Here is a 10,723-nt window from a genome sequence, read left to right as displayed (position 1 = left end):
GTTAGCTCAACTCCTTCACTGGTTTTCTAATTTGCTGCAAAAACTGATCAAACAACGCATTCGCATCACTTGGACCCGGTGCCGCCTCTGGGTGATATTGCACGCTAAATGCGCTCCCATCTTCCAATGCAACCCCTTCGACCGAACCGTCATTAACGGCTTGATGAGTAACAAAAAGCGGGGTATGCAGCAACGATTCCGCGTCAATCGTATACCCATGATTTTGTGCAGTCAGGCTTACTGTTTGCGTTCTCAAGTTTACTACAGGGTGATTTGACCCCCGGTGACCAAACTTCATTTTTACTGCACGCCCGCCAAGCGCGAGGCATAAAAGCTGGTGGCCTAAACAAATCCCGAAAATTTTTGTTTTTCCGACAAGATTATTTACAACGTCCACACACTCCGGAATATCCCTCGGGTCTCCAGGTCCATTGGAAAGCATCACGCCATCAGGGTTCTCTTTAAGAATGTCTTTGGCCGATGTATTGTATGGAACGACATGCACTTCACAGCCCCGCTTTAACAATTCCCGCATAATGTTTTGCTTTGCGCCGTAATCAATCAAAACAATTTTCGGACCGTGGCTACCTGGTACGCTAAATGGATGTGTCGTACTCACTTTTGCCACTTGGTTTTTCGCAGCATCTTCAGATTGCAACTGCTCAATTACGCGATTAACACTCGTCTCTTCGTTGCAAATTACCGCGCGTACGGTCCCTTTGTCTCGAATTAATTTCGTTAGCTTTCTCGTGTCAACACCTTCAATTCCTGGAACATCAAAACGTACGAGTAAATCATTGAAAGACTCGCTATGTTTCCAATGATTCGGATAAGGGGAAAGAGATTTCACAACGACGCCGTGCAACGAAGGGGCAATCGTCTCAAAATCTGAACGGTTCGTGCCGTAATTTCCGATCAGAGGATATGTAAATGTAATAATTTGTCCGCTATAAGACGGGTCAGACATAATTTCTTGATAACCCGTCATTCCTGTGTTAAAAACAATTTCGCCACTTTGTTCTTTTTTACTTCCAAATGCTCTTCCTGTAAATACATGTCCATCTTCTAAAATGAGTTGACGTTTCAATTACACCACTCCTTCAAGGGCATGAATGTTTTTTTTCTGTAGAATTTCTTGGAGAATCGCCATCCGGCAATACACACCATTTTCCACTTGTTGAAAAATTCGTGATCGTTGGCATTCAACGACTGAGGAAGCGATCTCAACGCCTCTGTTAAACGGTCCAGGATGCATAATAATGCTGTTTTTCTTCATTTGTTTTTCGCGTTTCTCGGTGAGGCCATACTGCTCGTGATAGTCGTTCATTGCCGTTCGTTCGTCATGGCGTTCGTGTTGTACCCGAAGGAGCATGACGACGTCACTCGTTTGAACGGCTTCTTCCATGGAAATGTGACGACAGTGGTGCGTCTTCTCGTTAGACCAAGCCTTCGGGCCTGCTGTCATGACATTTGCGCCTAACTTTTGCAAAGCGATCATGTTAGATGCGGCTACTCGACTATGGACGATATCACCTACAATCGTCACGTTCAGGCCGTGAAAGCGGCCAAACGATTCTTGAATTGTAAACAGGTCGAGAATCGATTGGGAAGGGTGCTGGCCGCTCCCATCGCCAGCATTAATAATCGGAATGCCAATCCCTTGCAGTGACTCATAAAAGGCCGTCGTTGAATGGCGAATGACAGCGGCCTCTGCGCCAATGGCTTGCAATGTTCGTACCGTGTCGTACAGCGACTCCCCTTTTTGAACACTGGAATGGTCAGCATCTACATTGAGCGGGGAGAGACCGAGACGCTTTTCTGCAGCTTCAAAAGAAAGCTTCGTTCGCGTACTCGGTTCATAAAAGACGTTTGCGATAAAACCGCTACCCCCAACATGCTCCTTCTCCCCTTGCTTAAAGCGTTTCGCTGCTTCTAGAAGCTTGCCGATCTCTTGCACTGTTAGATCTTCCATTGACGTAAAGTTTTGCACTGTCATACCCATCACTCCTCTGTATTGTCTTCATCCATGCTATCGAACAGCTTCCCATTTCCATAGCCAAGATCTTTATTTGGCAAAATTGCGTGGAGAAACATCCCAATAAATGTGGCGAGTGCCATAGATGGGATAACGAGATCATCGGTGATTTCAATAAAGGCACCACCAATCCCAATCACTAAGATGACGGATGCGATGACGAGATTTCGGTTCTCTGACATGTCTAAACGATTCTCTACCATAAGTCGAAGTCCTGATGAAGCGATAATTCCAAACAGTAAGATCGACACACCACCCATTACGGATGTCGGTATGCTTGCAATAAACGCTTCAATCTTGCCTGAGAAACCAAACAAGATGGCAAACACCGCCGCACCCCCGATGACGAACACGCTAAAGACGCGCGTGATGGCAAGCACCCCAATATTTTCACCATACGTCGTGTTCGGTGGACCTCCAATTAAACTTGCAACGATGGAGGCAACACCATCGCCGAGTAGCGAGCGATTTAACCCCGGGTTCTTAATGAAATTCTTTCCTGTAATTTTACTGAGTACCATTTGGTCACCGATGTGCTCTGCCATTGTGACAAGCGCAATCGGGGCCATAATTCCGATGATCGTTAACGAATAAATCGGGTCAACTGTGAGGTAAGGGATGGCGAAGTCAGGCACATGAAACCATGCGGCTTCCCTTACCGGTGTCAAGTCGACAATTCCAACAACAATGGATAGCAAGTAGCCGGACACAAGACCGATCAGTACTGGAATCAGTCGGAAAAAACCTTTAAAAAACAATGAGGAAACGATGGTTACTCCTAGTGTGACAAGGGCTACGGTAAAGTGTAACGGTGTATCGACAAACTCTCCTGTATCTTGGTTATAATTCATCGCCATCTCAATCGCCGTTGAGGCGAGTCCGAGCCCAATTACCATAATGACAGGACCGACGACAATCGGAGGTAATAATCTTAGCAACCAGTTTACGCCAAAGGCGGTAATTAACATCGCTGTCGCACCATACACCACACCGGCGGAGAACGTCCCGAGCATCACAGCCCCGGGTCCGCCAAACGCCATCGCACTGATGAGGGGGCTAATAAAGGCAAAAGATGAGCCGACATATGCAGGAATTTTCCCTCGGGTAACAACGAGATAAGCGAGCGTCCCTAGTCCGCTCGAAACGAGAGCGACAGAAGGGCTTAATCCTGTCAAGATTGGAACTAAAATGGTTGCTCCAAACATGGCAAATAAGTGCTGCATGCTGAGGATGATCCATTTCGCAGGTTTAGGTCTTTCGTGTACGTCGAGTATTGCGTTTGGATTGCGATTCATGTTGTTTCCTCCACCTCATCATTTTCATAAAAAAACCCTTTGCCCAAGGAGCAAAGAGTTGACCGCACACTGACAAAAAGGGAAGCGATGTTCGCCACACTTTCGACAGGATACAACCTCTTTACAGCCTCACGGGACCATTTTAAAGAGAAACGTAATGTTATTGATTTTGTAGAAAGACGGAGTCTGAATGATCCACCTCTTGTAAGCTCACGTGAATCGTCTCACTGGACGAAGTCGGAACGTTTTTGCCTACGTAATCGGCTCGGATCGGAAGCTCACGATGGCCTCGGTCTACGAGAACAGCTAGCTGAATTTGTGACGGCCGTCCAAGGTCCATCAAGGCATCCATAGCTGAGCGCACGGTTCTGCCTGTATAAAGCACATCATCAACGAGTATGACACGTTGATTTTCAATGGATGTCGAAATCTCAACTTGGTGGATTTCTGGGTCTTCTTGCTTTTTATGAAGATCATCTCGATACAATGTGATGTCCATGCTTCCGACGGTTACATTCACATTTTCGATGCGTTCGATATGCTCTTTTAAACGGAGTGCGATCGGGTATCCTCGTGTTTTGATTCCGACGAGAATCGTGTCACTCATCCCTTTATTTTTTTCAATCATCTCATGTGAAATACGCTTTAGCGCCCGATTCATGGCAGCTTCGTCAAGTAAAATCTGCTCTCCTGAGCTCATGTGTACACCCACTCCTTTACGTAGTACATAAAAAAACCTCTCCAGTACGGAGAGGTTTTGGGCATACTCAACTGCAGGCAACCACAAGTTGGTCGTTGCTTTTCGCCAGGTTCCTTCTCAGCCTCTCCGGACTGTGTTAAAGGGCTATTCATTTCTTAGATCATTATTTCAGATAATAGAGCGACTGTCAATCCACTCTTTAATGTTCTAAATTGTTAATTAAAGACTGCATATCATCTGGAAGTTCCGCCTCAACGGTCATCGCTTCGCCAGTCGTCGGCTGAATAAACGTCAACGCCCGAGCGTGTAACGCTTGTCCTGCAATCGGTAAGCTATTTCTTACCCCGTACTTCGGGTCTCCAGCAAGAGGATGACCGATATACTCCATGTGCACCCGAATTTGATGCGTTCTACCCGTTTCCAATCGACATTCGACAAGCGTGTATTTAGCAAATCGTTGCATCACTGAAAAATGTGTAATGGCTTCTTTTGAATGCAAGTCGGTCACCGTCATCTTTTGTCGATCTTGCACATCTCGTCCTAGTGGAGCATCAATCGTGCCATTTTGGTGAGAAATAATGCCGTGGACAATCGCTACATACGTACGTTTCAACGTGCGTTCTTGCAATTGTTTAGCAAGCGCTTCGTGACTGGTGTCATTTTTAGCGACAATTAACAATCCACTCGTATCTTTGTCAATTCGGTGGACGACACCCGGACGAACGGTATCATCGTTAACGGATGACAACTGCTGCTTCATGCCGAGCAGCCCATTCACGACCGTGCCGCTCGTGTGACCCGGGGCTGGATGAACGACCATGCCTCTTGGTTTATTAATCACAAGTAAGTCGTTGTCTTCGTAGCGAATGTCTAGCGCTATATCTTCCGGAACGGCTCGGATTGGTTCCCGCTCTTTCGGTATAACATGAACACGGTCGTCTTTCGTTACTTTATAATTGCTCTTCGAGGTTTCACCGTTGACCGTTACATGGCCCTCGACAATCCATTGTTGAACGAGCGTTCTTGATACCGTCATTTTTTCTGCGACGAACTTATCTAAACGGTAATTGGCTTCTTGCTCATCAATGATCCATTCTGTTTCATGCAGATTCATGATTCTTCTCCTTTTTCTCTTTACGATCTTCCACGAACATGAGCACTAATAAAACGATGACACCGATCGTTAAAGCCGCATCTGCAACGTTGAAAATCGGAAAGCTATAACTTCCAATGTACACATCAACAAAGTCAACGACTTCATTACGAAATAGGCGATCGATAAAGTTCCCGAGCGTTCCTCCTAGAAGGACACCAAGCGAAATACCGTACCATTTGTTTTGCTTTGCGAGCTTTGGCATATAATAAATAATCCCGACCGTTACAATGACAGTTACGATGTAAAATAACCACATTTGTCCTTGCAATATCCCAAATGCAGCACCCATGTTTCGATGCGAGGTAATATGTAACACGTTTTCGATAATTGGAATAGTCTCAGCAATTTCCATGTTCCGATCAACAGCAATCTTCGTGATCTGGTCGATGCCAATAATAATTAGTGCCAGCAAATAATATAAAATCATTCTGTTTGTTCGCTCCTTTACAATGAAAGAAGACATGAAAGGAAGGCGGTAAACACGTTACCGCCATTCATTGTCTCGTTCTAGGTGGCGATGATGACTAGAGACGATATGCACGTGCTCAGCGCCAGTGTAACCTTCAATACCTGTGCTTGCATAGCGCTCATACTCTTCCGTAAACCCCGGGGCATCTTCTACCCATCCATCATCGGTCGCCGTTTCCCTATATCCTTCATCTTCGGTTGTGTTTAACAACTCTTCCCAAAGATCCGTGGCTGAATCAAATGTTAAAGCTTCGCTTGGTGGCGCATGCATCGCCGGTTCCACGTGCCTCGTATCGTTCGCTTTTTCAATAATCGTCAGGGCTGTCGGGCTCGCTAGCAACCGCTCAATTGGGATTTGCTGACCTGTCGCTTCACAAATGCCGTACGTCCCTATTTCCACTTTCTCGATCGCTCGCATCACTTGATCGTACTCTTGATGACGAAATTCTTCTAACACCCGGTCTTTACTCGCTTCAAAGTAAATATCACTTGAATCCGCCGGGTGATTGTCGTACACCGACAATTCATTATCTCTGCCATCCACTCGATCGTGTAAAGCATGTGTTTCAATTTCTTTTTTACGCCTGTACAAAGCTTGAATCGCATCATGAATAGAAGCCATTGCCCACATCCCTTTCACGTGACCGGTACACGCATAGCTTCTGACAAATGAGGGAACGTTACTCCATACTTATTTTGCCGGCTCTTCCAAAACAGCACGATCATACGTCGCAACGACGTCCGCACAACGCTCACAGAGCATAGGGAAAGATTGGTTCTCTCCAACATCATCTTTAACATGCCAGCAACGTTCACACGTATCTCCTGATGCTTTTTCAACACTCACGTGCGTTTCTTCACCTTCCAAGACATCGAGCTTGGATACGATAAATAATTTTTCTGGTGCACTCATTTGCTGGAGCATCTGCTTCATTGATGGAGACACTGTAAGTGATACGTGAGCTTCTAGTGACTTGCCAATTACTTTCTCGGAACGCGCTTCCTCAAGTGCCTTCAACACGACGGTACGCACTTGCAAAAGCTCATTCCAGCGCGCTTCCCTGTCAGCTTCGCCTTCAACTTCAAAGCGACTAGGCATGTCAGAGAGCTGAACAAATGCTTCGTTCGTATCCTCAATGAATGACCACGCTTCTTCCGCTGTATAAGGCGTAATCGGTGTGAGCAATTTCGTGAGGGTAACTAGACTGTCGTAAAGAACCGTCTGCATTGCACGGCGGTGCACATCATTTTCATGATCACAGTAGAGGGCATCTTTAGCGACGTCCATATAAAACGCACTCAAATCAATGGAGCAAAAGTGGTGAAGTGCTTGATACGTCGCACCGAAGTTGTATTCACGGTATCCTTTTTGTGCCGTATCGATTAAACGATTTAAGCGTTGGTACATGAATCGATCCATATCTCCAAGTTCATGATCAGCGACACGGTCGGTTGCTGGGTTAAAGTCATGCAAGTTGCCGAGCATAAAGCGTAACGTGTTACGGATCTTACGGTACGTCTCTGACACTTGCTTTAAGATATCATCAGAAACGCGAACGTCAGATTGGAAATCTGTTGATGATACCCACAGCCGTAAAATATCGGCCCCCAGTTGCTTCATCACCTTGGCCGGATCTACTGTATTTCCAAGTGATTTGGACATTTTTTCGCCTTTACCGTCCAGTGTAAAACCGTGGCTTAACACTTTCTTATAAGGAGCGTCACCTGTAACAGCAACGGCGGTGATGAGGGATGAATTAAACCACCCTCGGTATTGGTCAGATCCTTCGAAATACAAGTCTGCTGGACGGTGTTGATCGGCTCTTTCTTCCAAAACGCCTTGATGCGAAGAGCCAGAATCAAACCATACGTCCATAATATCGGTTTCACGTGTAAAGTTTCCGTTCGGGCTTTTTTCAGACGTGTAGCCTTCTGGCAACAGATCTTTCGTCTCCCAATCAAACCAAATGTTCGATCCGTGAGTTCTAAACAACTGTGCCACATGATCAATCGTCTCCGTAGAAATGATCGGTGACCCATCTTCTTCATAGAACACCGGAATAGGAACGCCCCATACGCGCTGACGACTAATGCACCAATCGCCACGATCTCGAATCATATTGTGGAGACGTACCTCTCCCCACTTCGGTTGCCACTCCACGCGAGCAATCGCATCGAGTAAGTCTTGTCTCATATTATCAACACTCACGAACCATTGTTCGGTCGCTCGATAGATGACAGGCTTTTTCGTTCTCCAGTCGTGTGGATACGAGTGTGTGATGAACTGCAACTTGAGTAAAGCCCCGTTTTCATCCAACTTTTCCGTAATCGGTTTATTCGCTTCGTCATAGAAAAGGCCTTCAAAACCAGGAGCTTTGTCCGTCATTTTTCCTTTATCGTCGACGGGACAAAGTGGCGGTAAACCGTAATGTTGACCGATGATAAAGTCATCTTCACCGTGACCTGGTGCGGTGTGTACAGCACCCGTACCCGCTTCTACAGTAACGTGGTCACCTGTCATGACGAGTGATTCACGATCATAAAAAGGGTGCTGAGCGGTAATGTTTTCCAATTGGTCGCCAGTGACTGTCTTTACGACGTTCATAGCGTCCCACTCCAACGCCGTTTGAACTTGCTCAAGAAGCTCTTTAGCAACGACGAATCTGCGTGCATCCGCTTCAACGACGACGTATTCATATTTGGGATGCACAGAAATCCCAAGGTTCGCTGGCAATGTCCACGGCGTTGTCGTCCAGATGATAAATTCATCCGTTTCATCGAGTACGCCTCGTCCATCTTTCACCTTCATAGCTACATAAATAGACGGTGAACGTTTGTCGTGATACTCAATTTCCGCTTCTGCCAATGCTGACTCTGAAGAAGGGGACCAGTACACCGGCTTTTTCCCTTGATACACGTGACCTTCTTTCGCCATTTCGCCGAATACTTTAATCTGATTCGCTTCGAAATCAGGCGTCAGCGTCACATAAGGGTCGTCCCAATCCCCAATCAGACCGAGTCGTTGAAATTGTTCTTTTTGATTTTCCACTTGCTCCCACGCATACGCCTCGCAAGCTGCCCGAAATTCTGAAATCGACATTTTCTTACGATCGACTTTCTTCGTTTTCGTAAGCGCTGTTTCAATCGGCAATCCGTGCGCATCCCAACCAGGGACGTATGGCGCTTTATACCCATCCATATTGCGGTGTCTCACGATCATATCTTTGACGATACGGTTCATCGCATGGCCGACGTGGATGTTCCCGTTTGCGTAAATCGGTCCGTCATGCAAAACGAACATCGGCTTGTCACTGTTCTTCTCCATCACTTGATCATATAAATCGGCTTCGTTCCATTCTTCCAACCTGACTGGCTCTCGATTTGGTAAGTTCCCTCTCATTGGAAATTCAGTTGTTGGCATTCGTAATGTCTTCTTAAAATTCATCGTATCCTCCTATAAACATAAAATAACCCCGTCCACAAAAAGGGACGAGGTTTACCCGCGGTACCACCCTGATAACTGCTCGTTCGCAGCCACTCAAGCCCAATTATCGCTTGGTCACGTCGTAGTCTACCACTATAAGTTCATAGCTTCTTTACGATAGCTCCGAGGTGATCTTCACAAAAACGGCTCGTATTGGGCTCCCACCGTCCCCAACTCGCTTTGCCAAGCTCGTGTTTTTGTTACTGTCCTCATCTTTGCTTCATATTACGTGTAATTTGCATGTAGTATATTGGAAAATGGCGCAAACGTCAAGTCAACGACTTTCACGATCATCATATGTATGCTGAAGTTCCTGTTCGTCTTCTTCTTGTACATCTGTAAGACTATCCCAATCTTCATCATCCAACAATTCCAGTTGCGCTTCGATCAGCATCTTAAAACGCATCCGATAAACAGCCGCTTGTTTCTTAAGCTCTTCAAGTTCTAGTGCAATCTTTCGCGACTTAGATAGCGCATCATTAATAATCCGATCGGCGTTTTTCTCAGACTCTTTAATGATCAGCTGTGATTCTTTCTTTGCGCTCCGCTTCACTTCTTCTGCAGATTCTTGTGCAACGAGAATCGACTTGTTCAGCGTTTCTTCAATATTGGAAAAGTGATCCAATCGACTTTCAAGCTCGTTCACCTTTGTAAACAGTTCTTCCTTTTCTCGAATGACCGTCTCATAATCTTTAATCACCTGGTCGAGAAATTCATTCACCTCGTCCATATCATACCCTCGAAAGCCTTTTGTAAACTGTTTATTATGGATGTCCATCGGTGTTAATGCCAAAACCTACCACCTCCGTATTTATTTTTGTTCTCCATAGTGAATACGCACATTGCCTTTTTTTGTTGTCGAGCCAAGTGACAACAGTTTTCGCCTGCCGTATTGACGAACCGACAGTGTATCACCTTCTCTTAGCACAAAGGCAGGTTGGTCGACGACCTTCCAATTCACTTTCACTCGCTCTCGTTCTACTAACGCTTTCGCCTTAGACCTGGATAGCTTGAAAAGCTCTGCAATGACCGTATCAAGACGAAGGGACGATACAAACCCTGAGCGCTCTTCCCACACTTCACGCATTGGAACAGCCTCGTCTAACGACACGACCTTCGGTACGATACTCGTATTTCCCGCTTGATTAAAATGGGTGCGGACGAAGTCTTCCATCTCTCCGGTAACAAACCATTGTACAAACGTATCAAACACGTGTAAATCGCCATACATCTCTCGTTTAACACCAAGACCCATGAGTGCACCTAACAGATCCGGATGACTCAACGAAGTGAATTTCGGGTCAAATGACGCCTGGAACACCGTAATGTGAAAGCGACTCCGTTCCGGGGACTCAAAAAACGGATAGACGAGTGCGCGCTGTCGCTCCGCCTCGTCCACACCTCCGAAAAACGCCACTTTTACATTGTCGTCGGCACCGATCACATCGCGGACGATGTCACATTCTCGAGGGTCTAAAAAACCAGACAGTTTGGCTTCATAAACCGTTCCGACCGTTTCTTTCCAATCTTGCACGAGTTCAATAAACCCGTGTTCTTCTTGACGGTAATGCTGAAAAATATCCAT

General features: G+C 46.0%; 10 protein-coding genes and 1 other annotated feature. All 10 genes read right to left on the bottom strand.

Translation table 11 applies throughout. The annotated features are described in order from the left end of the window. Nucleotide 1: 1 nt before the first annotated feature. Nucleotides 2–1,087, bottom strand: a complete 1,086-nt coding sequence (carA, locus tag ACE1TF_RS02010; RefSeq protein WP_375013829.1) for a glutamine-hydrolyzing carbamoyl-phosphate synthase small subunit — start codon at nt 1,085–1,087, stop codon at nt 2–4. Continuing rightward, entirely contained in the window at nt 1,088–1,990 is a 903-nt protein-coding gene (locus ACE1TF_RS02005) for an aspartate carbamoyltransferase catalytic subunit (protein ID WP_042402038.1), read from the bottom strand. It abuts the gene before it with no gap. 11 nt (nt 1,991–2,001) lie between these two features. Continuing rightward, the gene (locus tag ACE1TF_RS02000) at nt 2,002–3,330 is read right to left on the bottom strand and encodes a uracil-xanthine permease family protein (RefSeq protein WP_375013827.1); all 1,329 of its coding nucleotides are present in this window, start codon (nt 3,328–3,330) and stop codon (nt 2,002–2,004) included. A 160-nt stretch (nt 3,331–3,490) separates the two neighbouring features. Beyond that, nucleotides 3,491–4,030, bottom strand: a complete 540-nt coding sequence (pyrR, locus tag ACE1TF_RS01995) for a bifunctional pyr operon transcriptional regulator/uracil phosphoribosyltransferase PyrR (RefSeq protein WP_375013825.1) — start codon at nt 4,028–4,030, stop codon at nt 3,491–3,493. A gap of 199 nt (nt 4,031–4,229) precedes the next feature. Further along, a complete protein-coding gene (locus ACE1TF_RS01990) occupies nt 4,230–5,138 on the bottom strand; it encodes an RluA family pseudouridine synthase (protein ID WP_375014093.1) in 909 nt (302 codons plus the stop codon). After that, nucleotides 5,131–5,613 carry a signal peptidase II gene (gene lspA, locus ACE1TF_RS01985; RefSeq protein ID WP_375013823.1) on the bottom strand — a complete coding sequence of 161 codons (483 nt, stop codon included), beginning with the start codon at nt 5,611–5,613 and terminating at the stop codon, nt 5,131–5,133. The genes ACE1TF_RS01990 and lspA overlap by 8 nt, the downstream gene beginning before the upstream one ends. A 57-nt stretch (nt 5,614–5,670) precedes the next feature. Beyond that, on the bottom strand, nt 5,671–6,276 hold the full coding sequence (locus tag ACE1TF_RS01980) for a TraR/DksA C4-type zinc finger protein (protein WP_375013821.1): 606 nt from the start codon (nt 6,274–6,276) through the stop codon (nt 5,671–5,673). Between the two features lie 69 nt (nt 6,277–6,345). Beyond that, nucleotides 6,346–9,099 (bottom strand): isoleucine--tRNA ligase, encoded by a 2,754-nt coding sequence (gene ileS / locus ACE1TF_RS01975; RefSeq protein ID WP_375013819.1) that lies wholly within the window; start codon nt 9,097–9,099, stop codon nt 6,346–6,348. A 37-nt stretch (nt 9,100–9,136) separates the two neighbouring features. Then, nucleotides 9,137–9,363: a binding site (T-box leader), on the bottom strand. Nucleotides 9,364–9,412: 49 nt separating this feature from the next. Further along, the gene (locus tag ACE1TF_RS01970; RefSeq protein ID WP_042401933.1) at nt 9,413–9,931 is read right to left on the bottom strand and encodes a DivIVA domain-containing protein; all 519 of its coding nucleotides are present in this window, start codon (nt 9,929–9,931) and stop codon (nt 9,413–9,415) included. Between the two features lie 18 nt (nt 9,932–9,949). Continuing rightward, the gene (locus ACE1TF_RS01965) at nt 9,950–10,723 is read right to left on the bottom strand and encodes a YlmH family RNA-binding protein (RefSeq protein ID WP_042401930.1); all 774 of its coding nucleotides are present in this window, start codon (nt 10,721–10,723) and stop codon (nt 9,950–9,952) included.

The sequence above is a fragment of the Geomicrobium sp. JSM 1781026 genome, from assembly GCF_041949955.1.
Lineage (GTDB): Bacteria > Bacillota > Bacilli > Bacillales > Marinococcaceae > Geomicrobium_A.
This window is presented reverse-complemented; position numbering and strand designations above follow the sequence as displayed.

What these genes read in the sequence shown, in the direction of transcription:
- ACE1TF_RS01980 (WP_375013821.1), bottom strand. Translation starts at nt 6,276, where the DNA reads ATGGCTTCTATTCATGATGCGATTCAAGCTTTGTACAGGCGTAAAAAA.
- lspA (WP_375013823.1), bottom strand. Translation starts at nt 5,613, where the DNA reads ATGATTTTATATTATTTGCTGGCACTAATTATTATTGGCATCGACCAG.
- ACE1TF_RS01965 (WP_042401930.1), bottom strand. Translation starts at nt 10,723, where the DNA reads ATGGATATTTTTCAGCATTACCGTCAAGAAGAACACGGGTTTATTGAA.
- ACE1TF_RS02000 (WP_375013827.1), bottom strand. Translation starts at nt 3,330, where the DNA reads ATGAATCGCAATCCAAACGCAATACTCGACGTACACGAAAGACCTAAA.
- pyrR (WP_375013825.1), bottom strand. Translation starts at nt 4,030, where the DNA reads ATGAGCTCAGGAGAGCAGATTTTACTTGACGAAGCTGCCATGAATCGG.
- ileS (WP_375013819.1), bottom strand. Translation starts at nt 9,099, where the DNA reads ATGAATTTTAAGAAGACATTACGAATGCCAACAACTGAATTTCCAATG.